This is a genomic window from Neobacillus dielmonensis (genome assembly GCF_000612665.1).
In the GTDB taxonomy this organism is placed as follows: domain Bacteria; phylum Bacillota; class Bacilli; order Bacillales; family Cytobacillaceae; genus Neobacillus; species Neobacillus dielmonensis.
This window is the reverse complement of record NZ_HG942067.1, coordinates 12730-29228: the sequence shown is the minus strand read 5'-3', so window position 1 is coordinate 29228 and position 16499 is coordinate 12730. Positions and strand designations below refer to the sequence as shown.

Below are 16499 nucleotides of genomic sequence, written 5' to 3'. Positions count from 1 at the left end.
TTCTTAATAAAAATATGCCGGGCTGTTTTAATCACCAGCACCGGCATAAAGTTTCAGGATTAATCAAATTGCAATTTATAATCTTCCGCTTTTATCATTTTTAGCTTTCTAGAAAATACATAAATCAAGCTCAGATTTAGGGCAATGGGCAATATGAAGAAGACACTCAGCATGATAGATACATTCTTTAATGTCCAGCCGCCTGATGCTAAGTGCATATAATTTAATGGCCCTACCAGCCCTGATAAGCCAAAACCAGCACTGTACGGGGTTCCCTGAATGTCTAAAACACCCGCTAAAGCTCCTAGAACAGCTGCTGTAATTAACATCGGAAAAGCGATTTTCGGTTTCATAAAAAAATTCCTCATTTGGATTTTGGGAGAGCCTAATACATGGGCCAAGGCTGTACCCATCGAGTTCGCTTTATAGCTGGCAAAAGCTAAACCGACCCCGGCTGCTACAATTCCTAAATTGGCTGCACCTGAGCCGACACCCGAAAGCATAATTACGGTTGCAACCCCAACTGTTGAAATCGGAGAGAGAATAATAACACAAAATACAACAGCAATAATAGCCCCCATTACAACTGGCTGTAATGTGGTAATATTTGCAATGGCAACACCTAGTAATCCTGTTGAGCTTTTTACAAACGGGAGAATTAAGTATCCAATCATTCCTGGCACTAAAATACTTAATGTTGGCATCAATAGTATGGAGTAAGCCTTCAATCGCCCACCCAGTAACTGTACAAATAAAACAGCTAAGGCTGCGGTAACACCAGTATTAATGACCACTCCAATCCCATTTAGTGCAAATAAACCATCTGCCGTCTTTTGAACTGCACCACTGCCAACCATTGCCGCAATCCCAACGCTTGCTGTCTGAATCGGTGATAATTTAAACGTAATTCCTACCATGACACCGATCATGACTGGAAGTAGACTCATGACAAACACGGTTATATCAAAAACATGCTGTAATGGTGGAAAAATAGGTATGATGAGCTTTAAAATTTCCCCTAGTAAGGCATTAGGGATTAGAGCTACAACAATGCCAATACTCATACCGTTCAATAATTTGCTGATGAAATCTTTCATTTTGTTAATCTCCCATCTTATCCCGAAATAATATATGAATATATTATAATGAATTTTCTGACAAAAAATCAAGAAAAAATTTTATTACTTTACCGCAAACAAGCGAAAAAGCACTAAAGCTAATTATTTTCCATGCTATATGCTAAAGTGAAATCAAAAAAGACATACACCCAATAGGCATATGTCTCCCGACGTTCTAATTGAATCTATTAATGTTATTCCCCCTGCATTCCCATACTTACTTTTTTGCCACTCTTATCACTGGTCGCTTTGGCAGACCTATGATCCTTAATGAAGAATGAAAGTAACAAGGCAATAAGAGTTAAAATGGAAACTACCATAAAAGCCACATTTGCTCCATGAATATCGGGATTGGTAACATCCAAACGGTTCTTAGCTGTTTCTGCAGTGGTGGTCATTACAGTAACAAGTATTGCTGTACCGACAGATGCTGCAATCATTTTCATCGTATTATCCATAGCAGCACCATGAGGAATAAGCCGTCTCGGTAACTGATTTAAGGCTGCGGTTGCCGCTGGCATCATCACCATGGATAAACCAAACATTCTAATTCCGTATAAAACTGTTATAAAAGACATAGTTGTTGTGGTCCCTAAATTGGTAAAAGCAAATGAAGATGCTGTCGTGATAATCAAACCAATAATCACCAGCCACCTTGCCCCGATTTTATCAAATAATCTTCCAACAATTGGTGCCATGAGTCCACTAATTAACGCACCAGGCAAAAGGGCAAGACCAGCCTCGAATGCAGAAAACCCCCTCATATTCTGCATAAACAATGGAATAATCGTTTCTGCACCAATCAATCCCATAAAGCCAATCATTCCAATCACAATCGCAAACGGAAAAATTGAAAGTGCATATACCCGAAATTCCAGCATCGGATGAGTTAACCTCATTTGCCTGAACACAAACATAAACAGGGCCAGAGCTCCGATTCCTAACGTTAATAACGTAATGGAATTCAGCCACCCATAATTACCGGCAGCGGTAAAACCATAAAGCAACCCGCCAAAACCAAATGACGATAATACAATGGATAGAACGTCTACTTTCGGTTTGGAGACCTCTGTTACATTTTTCAAAGCGATAAATGCAACAACAATATCAAGGATGGCAATCGGTAGAATAATAAAAAACAAGACTCTCCATGAGAAATGGGCGGTTACCCATCCTGACAAAGCTGGACCAATTGCCGGTGCAAAAGAGATCACAAGACCAACTAATCCCATCGCCGAGCCTCGTTTGTTAACGGGAAAAATCATCAAAAAAACGGTTTGCATAAGCGGAAGCATAACCCCTGCCCCCAGTGATTGAATCACTCTTCCTATTAAAAGAACTTCAAAATTAGGTGCCAGTCCACCGACTAAGGTACCCAAGGAGAAAATGCTCATAGCCGAGATAAACAGCTGCCTTGTAGTAAATCGTTCCAACAGAAAGGCACTAACAGGCACCATTATTCCATTCACTAACATAAACACAGTGGTAAGCCATTGGGCACTATTTGCCGTTACATCCATTTCCTCCATTACTGGCGGTATGGCAGTAATCATCAAAGTTTGATTTAGAATTGAAATAAATGTTCCGGCAAGGAGCAGCGCCACGATTGTAGACTTTTTGAAGTCTGAGACCGCCATCCATTCATTCCCCCATTTTTCTATATTAGTTATTTGTTTCCTTTAAAAACTTACTTTTACAGATTACATGATTCGCTTTCACTTATCCACTAAAATTTCCTAGTTTTTTAAAAGTAAGCATTTCCAAGTAGAATTTACTTTTCTGAACGAAAAAAGACAACCTCCTCATCAAAGGTTGTCATCTTTACCCCTGGTAACATGCTACTCCCACATGATTTTTTTACTTAAGCTTGTCACGGGCGCTGTGGGCCCCCTAAGTCCTTATTCATAAAATACTTTTCTCAGAGTGGTTCCTGCTTTTTCTAACGCTCGTTTCCCTACATCAAGTACCGCAGCCATACTGACAAAGCCATGGATTGTTCCATCATAACGGACCGCTTCAACTTTCACACCCGCTTCCGCAAGTTTATTTGCATACTCTTCTCCTTCGTCTCTTAACGGATCATATTCAGCCGTTATGACAAGTGCAGACGGAAGGTCTTTGAAGTCGCCAAATAACATCGGTGAAGTAAGCGGACTTTGTTTATCTTCTTCACTATTCAGGTAGCAGTCGCGGAACCACTCCATTGTTCCTTTTTCTAGAAAATAGCCTTCAGCATTTTCCTGCATGGAAACAGTAGGTTCCCCACCTAAATTTGTACTAGGATAAATCAAAAGCTGGAAGCTAATGGTCGGGGTCGCTTTCTCCTTTGCCATATTGGATACAACTGCTGCGAGATTCCCACCCGCACTGTCGCCCCCAACAGCAATTCTGGACCGATCAATTTGGAATTCTTCCGCATGGTCAAACACATATTTAACGGCCTCGTATGAATCCTCTACGGCTGCTGGAAACTTATGCTCAGGTGCTAAACGGTAATCTACCGAAATCGTTACACAGTTGGCCAGGTTGGTTAAGGCTCTGCATACATTGTCATGGCTTTCAATATTTCCTACTACCCAGCCGCCACCATGGTAGTAAACAAGGGCAGGATAACTGGTTTGCTCACCCTTAGGATAATATACGCGAACAGGGATATCCGTTTCTGACCCGGGAATGGTCCGATCGAAAACCTTCCCAACTTCTTCTATTTCTCCTTGGGGCATGACAAAAACTTGGCGTGCTACGTCTGGAGAAAGTGTTTCCAACGGAGGTGCCCCCGCAGCCGCTAGTTGGTCCAATACTAATTTCGTCTGTGGATCAAGTGCCATTTTACCGCCTTCTCTCAATAAAATTTCTAACCCTTTATAATGTTCAATAAAAGTAAATTTTTTCCTCCTTTTGTTTGATTTTTCCACAAAAAAAGCTTCCCTTTTAAGGAAGCTCATGAGCTATTTAATGTACCGTTAATTTAGGGTGATACACGCATGATAACTATGTTGTTAATGCTCTCTATAGAATAGGAGAAAGCAGCCTCGAAATTGATTCTTTAAATCGGATCCATAACGAACGGCTTTTATATTCTTGCAATGTCAGGAGTTTACAATCATGACAGTCATTTATGAAAATGCTGGCTAGTTTGTCGGCTAATGATTGGTCATAGAGGAAGGCATTAACTTCAAAATTGAGTCTAAAACTTCTAAAGTCAATATTGGCCGTTCCAACTGAAGCCATTTCCTTATCCACTACGATCGTTTTTGCGTGAATAAACCCCTTTTTGTAGATAAAAACCCGCGCACCTATCTCTAGCATTCTGCCGATATGAAACAGTGTAGCCCAATAAACAAACGGATGGTCTGGTTTATCCGGGATCATAATATTGACTTCAACACCTGATAAACTGGCAATTTTGAGGGCATCCAAAATACTAGCATCCGGAATAAAATAGGGAGTTTGGATATATATCCTTTTTTTAGCACTCAGGATCATTTTAATATAGCCATTTTTGATTTGTTCCAACTCTGAATCAGGGCCGCTCGTAACAATTTGGATTCCTACATCGCCATGCGGAACGTCCTTAGGAAACAGATTGGGGACATAACTAATATCGTATTTGCGAGACGCTTGGTTCCAGTCAAGAATGAAACGTGTTTGCAGGGCATCAACGGCTGTACCTTGGATTCGTAAGTGAGTATCCCGCCAATAACCGAACCTTTCATTTAGTCCAAGATATTCATCACCTACATTAAAGCCTCCAACATAGCCTATTTTCCCATCAATGATAACCAGTTTGCGATGGTTGCGAAAATTCATGCGCAAATTAATAAATCTTAATTTGGAAGGAAAAAAAACCTCTACTTGTCCGCCAGCAGCACGAAGCTCTTTAAATAGCCGTTTCGGAAGACTTCTCGAGCCAAGCTCATCGTATAAAACACGAACCTTAACACCCGTTTTTGCTTTCTCCGTCAACAAAGCGATTAACTTTTTTCCAAGCCGGTCATTTTTAATGATGTAATACTGCAAGTGAATATAATCATTTGCCGATTCGATATCTTTAAACAATTGCTCGAATTTTTTTCTTCCATCTACAAATAGGTCAACTGAATTGTCTTCTGATAAATAGGCGTGATTATTCACTAATTGCATATAAATTAAATCACGATTATGTTTGGAGGAAGGATTACGGAACTCGAATTGGTTTCGGTGGATATTCACCAGCTGAGTACTGACCTTTTCCTCAAACCCGGTCTTTTTCAGGTCCTCCCAATAAAATAGATGTTTCCTGCTTAGGTTTTGACCAAAAAGAAGATACAAAATAAATCCTAAAATGGGTATAAAGAACAAAACGAGGAGCCAAGCCCAGGTAGTCCCAGCATCCCTTCTTTCCAAAAAGAGGACAATTGTGGCGAACATTAAATTTAAAATAAAAATAATGCCAAGAAATATTGAAGTTAAATGCATGTCGGTTCCTTTCAAAATTTCATAATAAGATTAGTATATGTTTAATCACTTTTTTAGGAAAGTTTTTGTTACCTAATCCAGAAAAATGTTGCATTCTTAGGCAATTTTTCCAAACTTAGGCGATTGTCCGATACAAAAAGTGATTTGAGACGTAAATTGGTAAAAGAGGAGTTGCTTCATAAAGGTAATTTACTATTCGTACTCCCTTTATTATTTTAAGGAGGTGCAATAAATGGCAGATACAAATATGCCGCATCAGGAATTCGAAAGTTCATCTCATGAAACAAGGCATCACAACTTTTGGGATAGGATTGTTTTAGGAACTGCCCAAACCCCTGGCAGAATGCAAGATGAGTCCAGCAGTTCCAGTTCAGAATCCAGCAGTTCTCACTTGAACAGCTTTGAATCGAGCAGTACAGAGTCTTCCAGCAGTAGCCATTTTTCAACAGGAAAATGTCCCGATGATCTCGTTTGTACGGAATGGTACACAAGTGATGATGGGAGATATAAAATACAAAGCTGTTGGAAGGACGGTAATATGTGGGTCTATAAGCGAAAAAGGAAGCGTAGGTAGCTGTTAAATTGGGAAAGGATTGCTGTCCTTTCCCTTCTCTAATGTGAAAATGCTATGTTATTAAGGACATGATTGCCTTCTCCATAGTTGGCGTAGCTGAAAAAAATTCTATATAAAAAACAAAAGCTTGGTTAACCAGGTTTTTTATTTCTCAATAGCAGATGCATATGGTAAAATTTGTTATAAAGTCATCATAATGACTATCACTGATAAACAACGTATACATAATGAAATGAGGTGATTTATGGACGGGTATCGGTTTTTCCATAAGCTGAAAGTTCGTTATTCGGAGATTGACGGGCAAAAAATTGTTTTTAATGCCCATTATTTGACGTATATTGATGTCGCGGTCACGGAATATTTTCATGAGGGATTAAATTTAAATTTTAGTGAAACTGATTTCGACTTTGTCTTGGCAAAGTCAACCTTAGAGTATAAACAACCTGCTCGTTTGAATGACTGGTTAACGATCTGGTGCAAGATGTCCAAAATCGGCAATACTAGTATGACCATGAATTGTTTGATTACTAGAGAAGAAGAGGTAGAACCGATTCTATTAGCCGAAATCATTTATGTTAGCTTTGATCCGGTCATGAAAAACTCCAGACCTGTTCCCGATTTTGTCCGATCGAAAATTGAAGCCTTTGAAAGCGGTCAAAAACTATAGATTGGCTTTTTTCTAGCTGCCGTTCTTATAACAAGCCAGATAAAAAAGCCCTGTTCAAGGGCTTTTTCATGGCTAGCTAACCACACAAACACTACTTGGCATGTTCTGGTCTTTTCAGTTCCTGCTTCATTTCGGCACAGCGGCTCGGTGTAGGAAATAACTTCCCGGCATTTAACAGCCGGTCTGGATTAAATACATCTCGAATATCAGTTTGTGCTTTGATTTCATCATCATTAAAGACAAATCGCATTTCCTCTTTTTTCTCAATGCCGACCCCGTGTTCACCGGTAATCGATCCTCCAGCATCTGCGCAGGCCTTTAAACATGCACTACCCGCTCGAATGGCCTTTTCGGTATCTCCGGGTACTCTCGAATCAAACAAAACTAGTGGGTGAAGATTTCCATCTCCAGCATGAAAAATGTTGGCAATCCTCAAGCCAGATTCTTCACTAATTTTATGGATGCGCTCTAAAACTTCGGGCAGCTTACTTCTGGGAATGACTCCATCCTGGACCAAGTAATCAGGGGAGATCGCCCCCATGGCGCCAAACCCAGTTTTACGGTTTGCCCACCATCTGGCCCGTTCTGCTTCGTCTTCTGCCACTTTTACCTCGCGAACATGGCTTTTTTTGCAAACATCCAAAATCAGCTGAATCTGTTCATCTATACCGGCTGCAATCCCATCAACCTCAATTAATAACACTGCGGCAATGTCCTTAGGATGGCCAACTGGAAAGGCTGCTGCTTCCACACCTTCGATTGCAACCTTATCCATCATTTCTAAGGCAGCCGGAACAATACCTGCGGAAATAATATTTGAGACAGCCTGGCTTCCGTCCTGGACTCGGTCGAAATAGGCCAGAACGGTTTGCTTTGCTTCCGGATTTTTTAAAATTCGAACCGTTATTTTAGTCACGATCCCCAAGGTGCCTTCTGAGCCAGTCAGCAAGCCGAGCAAATCATAACCCGGAAAATCAGCAATCCCATTAGGGGAAATTTCCATCACATCTCCATTTGGCAGTACAACCTCCAGGCCTAAAATATGATTTGTAGTAACCCCATATTTCAAGCAATGGGCCCCGCCAGCATTTTCCGCCACGTTTCCACCTATTGTGCATGCATATTGGCTCGATGGATCTGGAGCATAATAATAACCTTTATCAGCAATTGAATTCGTCAACTTTAAATTAACATAGCCAGGTTCAACAACAGCACGGCGGTTTTCGAAATCCACTTCAAGCAGCCGCTTCATCCGAACCAAACTAATGATGATTTCGTTATTTAATGGTACGGCTCCGCCGCTTAGTCCCGTTCCGGCTCCACGTGCCAAAAACGGAAGCTTATTTTCCGAGCAAAACTTCACAATCTTTGCTACCTCTTCTGTGTTATTTGGAAAAACAACTGCCCGCGGCAAATGTCTCTCAATCGTAAACCCATCACAATCATAGGCGAGCAAATCTTCCTGCTTATACAGAATGGCGTTTGGTCCAGAAACCAGTTTCGCTAAGTGAAGTATATGAGGGTCATTTGTATCCAATTTATTTCGTGCCATGATTCTTGCCCCCTTGCACTTCTTCCTTTTGATATGCCCAGTCCAGCAGTTGGATGGTATGAACTACCCTTTGATTCCTGCCATACTTCTGTACACCAACTGCCATTTGCAGCATACAGCCCGGGTTGCCCATCGAAATCATCTCCACATCCTCCGGTATATGGGTCATCTTGCTTTCTAATACCGCCGAAGCCATTTCCGGATGAGTGAGGTTGTAGACTCCGGCACTGCCACAGCAGCGGTCCGCATTTGGCATAGAGACCATTTCCACTCCGGGAATATGCAGAAGCAAATCACGAGGCTCTTCGCGGATGCCTTGACCATGAGCTAGATGGCAAGCATCGTGATATGTAATCCGTGTCTTTAATTCCGCCTTCGGAATCTCATAACCTGTATCGTAGAGATATTTCGCTATATCTTCCACTTTTGCGGAAAATTCTTGAGCTCGCTCATACCATTCCGGTTCTTCATGAAACAGTTCTGGATACTCCTTTAGCATACAGCCACAACCTGCGGCATTAACAATTACCTTTTCGGAACTCTCGAATGCTTCAATATTTTGTTTGGCGAGCTTCCTGCCCATTTCCCGGTCACCGGCATGAACATGCAGTGCCCCACAGCAAGTTTGATTTTTAGGAATCAATACATCATTTCCGTTACGTGTCAGGACATTAATGGTTGCCTGATTAACATCGCTGAACATCACATCCATAATACAGCCTGTCAGCATCGCCACCTGGCGCTTGGTCTTCTCTTTTGCCTTAATGACGTTGATATCCTTGTATTTTTTTCGGACAGAAGTTTTCACCTCAGGCATGATCGACTCCATTTCTATTAAATGGTCCGGCATTATGTTAATCAGCCCTGTTTTGCGAACCACTTTCTGGAGCCCGCTTTTTTGATAAAATTTTAATAATCCACCCGCTGCTTCTAAACGCTCATGATGGGGAAACAGGGTTTCGAGTAAAAACTTGCTGGCCATAGCCTTCCAGCCAGAGAGCGGCATCGCCTGCCTGACTTGACCCCTGGCCTCCTCGATCAAACCGCCGACATCGACGCTTGCCGGGCAAGCAGTTGTACAGGCGCGGCAATCTAAGCACTGAAATACCGGATCAGCAAACGCCTCGTTGACCTGCAGCTTACCTTCAGCAACTGATTTAATCAGGTGAACACGGCCGCGCGGTGAATGCTGCTCCTGTCCCAATTGTTCATAGGTCGGACAGGCTTCTAAGCATAAACCACAGTGAACGCAATCAGCCCATTTATATTCTTTTGGTGGATCATTCCATAAATAATTTCCTAAACCAGCTGAATTACAAGGCCGGTTTTGCTCCAGTTCAGGGAGACCCATCTTATATCCCTCCTACGAAACGTTTTGGATTCAGTATTCGCTTTGGGTCAATTTTTGATTTAATGCCATCAAATAGGAAAGAATAGGCAGGTTTTGGTCCCCAGACGTCTATTTGTCGGCGAAGGACCAATGGCAAATGGGTCAAGACAGCATAGCCGCCTAATTTTTCTGCAAATGTTCTCAATATCCCTATCGCATTCATCACATCGTCGCTGGCCCCGTTCAGATAGATCCGGGCGATGCCATGACCCAATCCACCATGGGCTTCAATATCGAGATTATAACGGTCTTGAAGCAAATGGCTTTCCTTCATGACTTTTATAACATCTAAGTTTTTTACGCCAATTTTTACAGAGGCCCTCGTTTCTGGCCCTGTATATTCCACTGCACCATTAGGTGGAATTTTGGTTAATAAATTCCAAAATGCCCTAGCGCTCTCCTGATGTAGGACAGAAAAACCCGAAGTATCCGGTTTTAGTTTTTCAATAAATTCTACCTGGTACCGGACTGCACTTTCCACATCCTCAAAGCAGACGGCAAGAGTAAAACAGGAATGTCCGGTTAATTTTTCTGATAATGCTGGACTCAAAAGTTCTAATGCAGTTGGTTCCATGACTGTATTTAAGAAGGTGACGGAAAAAGAATAAATTTCTTCGGGGTTCCCATCTGGGAAGGTTACTAGTACAAGACTCTCATATTTTTGTAAAGGTCTAAGTTTGAGGGTTATTTCAGTGATGACGCCAAGTGTTCCCATCGATCCGATAAACAATTTATTAAAATCATATCCGGCCACGTTTTTAACCGTTTTCCCTCCCGTTCGGATTACCGTGCCATCGGGATAAACGATTCGCATGCCAATGACGCTATCACGAGCAGAGCCGTAACCGAGCCGTTTTGGACCGCTGTCATTGGCGGAAACTACTCCACCAATTGTTGCATATTCTAAAGCATAGGGGTCAAGGGGAATTTTTTGATTAAATCCTGCTATATAATTCTGAATCTCTTTATATGGAGTCCCAGCTTTCACAGTTAAGGTCATATCACCAAGAGTATGCTCAACAATGCCTTTATACTTTTCCAACGATAGTAAAATCTCAGCAGACTCTTCTAAACCGCCGCAGCCTCTTTTTGAACCTCCGGCCATGACAACCACACTATTCTGGTTTTCATTTGCAAATCTAAGGACACTAGCAATTTCCTCTTCTGTTTGGGGATAAACGACAACCTTGCCGTCATTCCCCAATGGATGAATACTCACTAGTCCATTCTCAATTTCTAATTCTGGATATGTGGAGCTTATTTTGGCAATCAGTTCGTCTGTTACCATCTTCCTCCTCCTTGTTTTGATATTTTATAATATTCTGAATTCATAAAGGCTAATAAAACGGTAGACGATGGTACTGCCGGATGGTTGAAGACTGTTATAAAACACCTTAATCTTATTGTATAAAAGCAGACGATGCTATGCAAGATAAACACGGCATGTCTTTCCTTTACATCTCTTCATTCTCTATATATAATTAATTTATAAACACCATATACTAAAAAGAGCCTCGGCTGGCGGGCCGAGAGCTCTTGTACAGCAACTGCAAAGTGCAGCGGCACAGAGGGAGAAATAATCCACCCAACTTGGCTCAAGAGCGGGGTGGGTTATTTCTTTTTATGAGAAATAACAACTGCGATAACCGCTACAACTAGACTTCCAAAACCAATCATCAGACTGATTCCTTCGTAGACAGTCAGCATCAGGCGTCACCCCCTTTCTAAAAGGAGTGCCGCCGCCACCCAGCTATTTGCTGTACTTTTTTATTATAAAGCCCCAGTAAAGGATTGTCTAACTATTCAATGGAAATTGACACCAGTCCGTTTTGTAGGATCTATGATTAATCTCCCCTTTAGGTAATACCTTTCTTTCATTCTGCACCAACTAATATAACATAATATTTGAATTGTCGGAAATAATAACCTCGATTACTTTTGAAAGGATGAGGTGCGGATGTCATTAGAGTGGTTTGACCGGGTATGCGGAGAATTACAAGATCACTTGGAGTCAATTTGTGAAGAATATGACCAAATCGGGCATATGACGATTGAGCGGGCTGCCAAGCATCCAAGAATCGAGTTTTTTGTGGAGACAGCGGATGAGGATACAGACGAGCTGGGCCGTGATTATTTCTGTACATTATTTTTTGACCCAGACAATGAGGAATTTTATATTGATTCCTTCGATGTTGATCGGGGTAATTCGGTCAAAATCATTCTTTCAGACATTGAGGAAATCATTGATGAAGTCCATGAAAGTCTTCATGATTATATTAATGGTGACGATCAATTCACCTCAGACGGTGTATTCCTTGAGTCAGAAGATTGTGTTGATGAGACAGACGAAATGAAATTATCAGAATTTGATGACGAACCCGACGATGAGGACGAAGAGGAATATTATGAAGCAGAACAGGATAACCGAGATGAAATCTTTGAAGAAATTGATATCGAATGGTCTACACCAGAGGTGACGGCGTTTAAGCATAAGGATGAAGTGGAGATTACCTATCAATTTGGAGTAGTCGAGGAGACGGGGGATGGTGTCCTTCGGCGAGTGAACCGTGTTTGGACCACAGATGATGAATTAATAAAAGATGAATCTCATTTTATTTTCAGCAAAGAAGAAGCGAGTACGATTATTGCTATGATTGCCAGTCACATGGACCAGCTAAGCGAGTTTGATTTTGATAATCTGCCTTAATATTCAGCGAGGAGCATACCATCTTAAGTATGCTCCTTCCTGTTATTCCACCGTATAATCAATTTCTATTAAATCCCATGGAGGAATGATCCCTATCGGTTTTTCGTCTAACTTTCCATGTTCGGTTATCACCACCGCTTCTAGCTTCATCTTATTTTTATGTGCTTCTTCGAAAATATTCTCGACATCAAATATATTAACCTCTTTTGAGACAACTTGAACGCGTTGTTCCTTTTCAAACTTCATAATGTCTGAAACTTGGATGTTGGTTAAATGAACTAAACCGTTATCCATGTTAGCAGCCATCCATTTGACGACTGACCCGGCTGTTAGCAGTCCAACACAATGATTTTTATGATAGACCGGAAATTTGGAAAGCCCGTGCTCCTTAATGGCATCCGTCACTTTTAAAATTGGGTCACCGTACTCAAAAGAAACAACCTTTTTAGATGCAATCGATAGTGCATAATTTGGCTGGCTGAAGATGTTGGCAATTTTTTCAATATGATGGACGACCTTTGCATTCGGTTCTGCAATATAATAGCCAATTTGCCTCTTTTCATGAACAATCGCATTTCGAAGCTTGGCATATTGCTCAAGATCTTTTTTAAACGCTTCAATAATTTGGTACCTTTTTGCCCCAGTCTTCAACAAAACTATAAATCTATCATCGTTTATTTTGACGATGTCTCTTAATGCATCGTGAACTTGATTAAACGCAACCTCAAACCGTTCCGAATGCAATCGAGCTTGATTATTTGGTGTTTTCATATTCCTCTCCACTTGCCCTCCGCTAATTCTCTTTTTAAGTTATAATTCAAATTATTAATAAGGTCAATACTTAAAGATTCACAAAATTAACTTTATTGCCCCCACCTTTCTTGTAGCATGCTAATCTCTTCTTGGTGGGTAATGCCTTCATCATCAGGGGTTTCTAGAATAAACGGCACTTCCTTAAGTATTGGAGATGTTACCATCTCCTTTAAGTGTTCTTCTTTGATAAAGCCGTTATTTTTAAAAATATTGGCGTGCCGGTCTTTTTTTGATCCTGAAGGGTACTTTGAATTATTGAGATGGATTGCTTTTAAGTGGTCAAAGTAATTCAGTTCCTGCCCTTTTTTGAAAAATTCCTCCGTATTCTCTCCATTCCATAACCCGCTGGCGAATGCATGGCAGGTATCCAGACAGAAGCCGATTTTTTCAGGAAACTCACAGAGATTGCGGATTTGAACTAGTTCCTCAAATGTGGTACCCAATGCCCCTTTTGTACCGGCGTTATTTTCCAAAAGAATAAGCGTCTCCCCCTTCCACCTGCTTAGCACAGTATTGAGTGTGTATAGCATTAAATGGTAGCTTGCAAGCGGGTCGGTTTCACTGATTTGGCTTCCGTAATGGACGACAACACCAATGGAACCACAGGCATTGGCTATTTCTAAATCATTGAGCAGGGATGCAATGGTTAGTTCTTCCTTATCCTTAGAAGGTGTTAGACTTGTTGGATAAGGTGTGTGGGCAATGGATTGCAATTGGTGCTCCTGACAATATGCTTTACATGCTTCCGCATCATGATTGTCAAATTCTTTAATCGTAAGGCTCCTCGGGTTTTTCGGAAAATATTGATACGCGGATGCATCATAAGAGGCTGCCCGCTTTGCCGCCCCTAAATATCCGTTTCTGATACTGACATGGCTTCCAAAAATCATACTCATCCCACCGTGTTTGAATGTATTTTTAGATTTTGCCCAACTGGAAAATTCTATTCGCCTTGTCAATCTCTATAGTATAATTTGTTAGATAGATCGAGTCATTGGGGGGAGAAGGATGAGAAAGATAACTTTAGCTAACGGACAAACTGTAGAGGTGGAATGTTTAAGCTGTGCATTGACAGGAGGATTACTCGAGCCGGATGGTGGAGTCATGGTTGAAACCGAACATTTCCATGCTCATCAGGATGTTGCATATCCGATAGAGGGATTGGTCATCTTGGCCTCGAAGCGTCATATTAAATGTTTTGATGAGCTGACAGAGGACGAAAAGATTGATTACATCAATTTGTTAACCAAAATTAGAAAAGCGCAGCGGACTGCGCTTGGAATTGAGCATGTTTATTATTTTTATAACGAAGATACTACGCACCACTTTCATACATGGATGGTGCCACGGTATGAGTGGATGCATGAATGGGGTCGTTCTATTGAATCTGTGAGACCTGTGCTGCTTTATGCGAGGAATCATAGGAATACAGACGAAAATAGGATTCGGGTTTTTAGTGCTATTGAAGCCCTGAAAAAAGAATTAAGGTCTTAGGACACTTTTTTGTCCATCATCAACTGGGGTAACACGGAATAATAAATGACTCCCTGTATTGCAAGGTCCCATTTTTATCCGGTCAACATCCATTGATCCGTAAAAGTGTGACCATGAAACTGCTTCAGATTGTCACACAGGTATTCAGACTCTATTCAGCAATCATCCTAACAATTTGGTCTTCTATGTAATTCTTTTTCTCATCATCCAGCAAATTATTTAACAGAATGGAAAAAACAACCGTCTGTCCATTGGCTGTCGTGACATACCCCGATAAGGAACGTACGGTGGAAATCGTACCAGTTTTTGCTTTTACTCTTCCCAGCACATCTGCCGTCCTCATTCGGCTTCGCAGCGTACCACCGACCATTTTGTCATGATCGCCTGCTACAGGCAAGGCATTCAGATAAGCGGGAAACCATTTGGCACTCTGAACAGAAAATAGTAACTGAGAAATTTGATTAGCTGGTATCAGGTCAACATGAGATACACCCGAGCCATCCCTAATCACCATTGTGGCTGGGTCCACCCCAAACTTCACCAGTTCTTCCTTCAGTACTTCTATCCCTTTTTCCCAGCTTCCCTCCCCTTTGGCCACTTTTCCCATTTCCTTGATTAATATTTCCGCATGAGTGTTATTACTCAATTTCATAAATGGGACAAGCAACTCTGATAAAGGCATGGATTGATGGGATAGTAGTAACACACTGGAATCTGGAACCCTCCCTGTTTTGATTTTTCCCCTTATTTCAATTCCATGTTCGGCGAGTGATTGTTTAAACAATGTCAAGGCATAGCGAGTGGGGTCCCAAACCGCAATCCATTCTTTTATTGGTTTTGAGCCAAGTGGCACCGTGCCACCAATTATGATTGTATTCTTTGCATGCTCCCTTTCAATTGTCAATTTCTTTTTTCCTTTTTTATTAACCGTTTCCGCACGATTCATCACTTTTACATAATTTGTTTTTGGAGTCATGTCCACCGTGACCTTGTCACCAGGCTTTGTGCCCGGACGTATTTCCATTTCCATCGCACCAGCATCATAATCCGTTGTTGGCGAAGCTGTTAGAGCGGAAATTTGTGCACCATAATAGGCCATTTCATCACTCCAGGGCAAATCAAGGGAATATCTGATTCCGTCATACCAGGTGTCATCACCAACCAAATTCCCGTTTACCTGTTTAATTCCCTGTTTTTGCAGTTTCTCCGCCATTTTATTAAAATCTGACTCCATTAATGTTGGGTCGCCTTTTCCTTTCAGGTAGAGATCACCTCGAAGGATTTTCGACTTAACCGGACCATCCCGGTACACCTCGGTTGGAAATGTATGAGCCTCCCCCAAAACATTAAGGGCTGCTGCGGCAGTTAACAGTTTCATATTAGAGGCAGGTCGCAAACGGATATCGCCAAGATGCTGATAAATCAAATGGCCATCGGCCGCATTCCGGACACTAATCCCAACAATCCCTCCTTGCAGTTCAGCAGAAGCAGATAATAATTGATTTAATTTAGTATTAAGCTGTCCCTCCGTTGCTGCCTGTCCAGCAGTGGACGTTACCATAAACAATAAAATGATCATAGATAAAGAAAGCATTTTTTTCATCGGATTCTTCAGCCTTTCTTTAGAAAAGTGATTGGCCAATAGCACACGGCTAGTTTGGGTCTACTACTTTTATATTCCCATTAGGCTGAAAAAAATCACTAAAATAAAAATGAAATAGTCTGT

15 protein-coding genes are annotated in these 16499 nt (G+C 41.3%); 4 read left to right on the top strand and 11 right to left on the bottom strand.

Features of this window, described 5'->3' with window-relative positions:
• Positions 1–59 precede the first annotated feature (59 nt).
• From BN2425_RS13895 to cls, 4 genes are all read right to left on the bottom strand, one after another.
• Positions 60–1097, bottom strand: a complete 1038-nt coding sequence (locus BN2425_RS13895; protein ID WP_042460606.1) for a PTS transporter subunit IIC — start codon at positions 1095–1097, stop codon at positions 60–62.
• Between the two features lie 215 nt (positions 1098–1312).
• Positions 1313–2755: an MDR family MFS transporter gene (locus BN2425_RS13890; RefSeq protein WP_042460603.1), complete on the bottom strand. Its 1443-nt coding sequence runs from the start codon at positions 2753–2755 to the stop codon at positions 1313–1315.
• Between the two features lie 261 nt (positions 2756–3016).
• Positions 3017–4033 (bottom strand): alpha/beta hydrolase, encoded by a 1017-nt coding sequence (locus tag BN2425_RS13885; protein WP_235714642.1) that lies wholly within the window; start codon positions 4031–4033, stop codon positions 3017–3019.
• A gap of 94 nt (positions 4034–4127) precedes the next feature.
• On the bottom strand, positions 4128–5576 hold the full coding sequence (gene cls, locus BN2425_RS13880) for a cardiolipin synthase (protein ID WP_042460601.1): 1449 nt from the start codon (positions 5574–5576) through the stop codon (positions 4128–4130).
• Between the two features lie 232 nt (positions 5577–5808).
• Here cls and BN2425_RS13875 point away from each other — a divergent pair, with 232 nt between their 5' ends.
• Together BN2425_RS13875 and BN2425_RS13870 are read left to right on the top strand one after the other, a co-directional pair.
• Positions 5809–6150, top strand: a complete 342-nt coding sequence (locus BN2425_RS13875) for a hypothetical protein (protein WP_042460598.1) — start codon at positions 5809–5811, stop codon at positions 6148–6150.
• Between the two features lie 244 nt (positions 6151–6394).
• Positions 6395–6817, top strand: a complete 423-nt coding sequence (locus tag BN2425_RS13870) for an acyl-CoA thioesterase (protein WP_042460595.1) — start codon at positions 6395–6397, stop codon at positions 6815–6817.
• 91 nt (positions 6818–6908) lie between these two features.
• Here the strand turns inward: BN2425_RS13870 and BN2425_RS13865 are convergent, their stop codons facing one another.
• The 4 genes from BN2425_RS13865 to BN2425_RS23115 all read right to left on the bottom strand — a co-directional run bounded on the left by BN2425_RS13865 (position 6909) and on the right by BN2425_RS23115 (position 11466).
• Entirely contained in the window at positions 6909–8369 is a 1461-nt protein-coding gene (locus BN2425_RS13865) for an FAD-linked oxidase C-terminal domain-containing protein (RefSeq protein ID WP_042460593.1), read from the bottom strand.
• Complete coding sequence (locus BN2425_RS13860) at positions 8356–9720, bottom strand: (Fe-S)-binding protein (RefSeq protein ID WP_042460591.1); 1365 nt, start codon at positions 9718–9720, stop codon at positions 8356–8358. Before BN2425_RS13860 ends, BN2425_RS13865 begins: the two co-directional genes overlap by 14 nt.
• A gap of 1 nt (position 9721) precedes the next feature.
• Positions 9722–11047, bottom strand: coding sequence for an FAD-binding oxidoreductase (locus tag BN2425_RS13855; RefSeq protein ID WP_042460588.1), 1326 nt, complete (start codon positions 11045–11047; stop codon positions 9722–9724).
• Positions 11048–11370: 323 nt separating this feature from the next.
• Complete coding sequence (locus BN2425_RS23115; protein WP_235714641.1) at positions 11371–11466, bottom strand: putative holin-like toxin; 96 nt, start codon at positions 11464–11466, stop codon at positions 11371–11373.
• Positions 11467–11716: 250 nt separating this feature from the next.
• Between BN2425_RS23115 and BN2425_RS13850 the strand changes: the two genes are divergently transcribed.
• Complete coding sequence (locus BN2425_RS13850) at positions 11717–12466, top strand: hypothetical protein (protein ID WP_042460586.1); 750 nt, start codon at positions 11717–11719, stop codon at positions 12464–12466.
• A gap of 42 nt (positions 12467–12508) precedes the next feature.
• Here BN2425_RS13850 and BN2425_RS13845 read toward each other — a convergent pair whose 3' ends face one another.
• Positions 12509–13237, bottom strand: a complete 729-nt coding sequence (locus BN2425_RS13845; RefSeq protein WP_042460583.1) for a CBS domain-containing protein — start codon at positions 13235–13237, stop codon at positions 12509–12511.
• Positions 13238–13329: 92 nt separating this feature from the next.
• Positions 13330–14169, bottom strand: coding sequence for a deoxyribonuclease IV (locus tag BN2425_RS13840; protein WP_042460579.1), 840 nt, complete (start codon positions 14167–14169; stop codon positions 13330–13332).
• A gap of 118 nt (positions 14170–14287) precedes the next feature.
• Here BN2425_RS13840 and BN2425_RS13835 point away from each other — a divergent pair, with 118 nt between their 5' ends.
• Positions 14288–14773 carry an HIT family protein gene (locus BN2425_RS13835; RefSeq protein ID WP_042460576.1) on the top strand — a complete coding sequence of 162 codons (486 nt, stop codon included), beginning with the start codon at positions 14288–14290 and terminating at the stop codon, positions 14771–14773.
• A gap of 151 nt (positions 14774–14924) precedes the next feature.
• Here BN2425_RS13835 and dacB read toward each other — a convergent pair whose 3' ends face one another.
• Positions 14925–16376 carry a D-alanyl-D-alanine carboxypeptidase/D-alanyl-D-alanine endopeptidase gene (dacB, locus tag BN2425_RS13830; protein ID WP_042460573.1) on the bottom strand — a complete coding sequence of 484 codons (1452 nt, stop codon included), beginning with the start codon at positions 16374–16376 and terminating at the stop codon, positions 14925–14927.
• Positions 16377–16499: the final 123 nt, after the last annotated feature.